Here is a 1257-nt window from a genome sequence, read left to right as displayed (position 1 = left end):
CTGGTTGGGTCCCCGGGTAGGAGTCCAGTGATTATGTGAGTTTCGCATCCGATAATGGGTGCAGGAGGAAATTCACCGATATGGCACGTAGACATACCCCTGATCAGGTCATCGCGAAGGTCCGGCAGGGCCAGAAGATGCTCAACGATGGACGGCCGGTGATTGAGGTCGTGAAGGAGCTCCAGGTCACCGAGGCGACCTGGTACCGGTGGGTGAACCAATACGGTTCCGAGCACAACGCCGGCCAGACCAAAGCGGTACGGGAGCTCGAGAAGGAAAACGCCCGGTTGAAGAAGCTCGTCGCGGAGAAGGAACTGACCATCGACATCCTCAATGAGGTGGCGAAGGGAAAATTCTGAGCCCCGAACCTCGCCGCCGTGCAGTGCGCATGGCGCAGGAGAAGTTCGGGGCGTCCGAAAGATTCGCGTGCCGGATCCTGGGCCAGAACCGTTCCGCGCTGCGCAAGGGGCGGCCGGTGGCCAGCTTCGAAGACCACCAGCTCCGGGCCGATCTGCGGGTGATTGCGGTGAAGCATCCGGCATGGGGGTGGCGGAAGGCACGCTGGTACCTACGCAGCCAGCCATCTTGGCATGGGGTGGCATTGAATGCGAAGCGGGTACGCCGGCTGTGGCGACTCGAGGGGCTCACCTGTAAACCGAAGGCGAGGAAGAAACGCCGGACCGGGCCCGGGGCGGGTGATCAGAAACGGTTGGCTGCCCTGTATCCGATGCATGTGGTCAGCTTCGACTTCCAATCCGATGTGACCTCCTGCGGGCGCCACGTCCGGTTCTTCAACGTCATCGATGAATACACCCGCACCGCCCTGGCCATCATTCCCAGACGGTCTTTCACCGCGACGGATGTGGTCGCCGTGCTTGAGGACATCATCGCCGAAACCGGTGTGGTCCCCACCCATGTCCGCTCCGATAACGGACCGGAATTTACCGCCACAGCGCTGATCACCTGGTGCCAAACCGCGGGGGTAGAGACCGCTTTTATTGACCCGGGGTCGCCGTGGCAGAACGGGTACGCCGAGTCATTCAACGCCCAATTCAGAAGGGAACAACTCACCGGAGAAATCATCGACACCCTGGCCGAAGCAAAGTACTTAGCCGATGAATGGAAACAGATCTACAATCATGAACGTCCCCACGGATCCCTCGACGGAATGACACCGTCGGCCTACTGGGAAAACTGGACCGCAGGAAACCAACTAGCTATCGCATAGCCACTGGACTGCTAACGGGGGCCCAACCA

Annotated in this window: 1 protein-coding gene; it reads left to right on the top strand. The window is 60.4% G+C overall.

The features are described 5' to 3' along the window. The first annotated feature begins 80 nt into the window (after positions 1-80). Positions 81-1228 (top strand): IS3 family transposase gene (locus tag ACX80Z_RS15955; protein ID WP_459316580.1). Its coding sequence is split into 2 segments (ribosomal slippage): positions 81-354 and positions 354-1228, totalling 1149 coding nucleotides; the frame shifts between segments, so codons are not numbered across the junction. Positions 1229-1257 lie beyond the last annotated feature (29 nt).

The sequence above is a fragment of the Arthrobacter sp. TMT4-20 genome (assembly GCF_054510775.1).
Note: the sequence above shows the minus strand (reverse complement) of the source record. Positions and strands in the feature narration are given on the sequence as shown.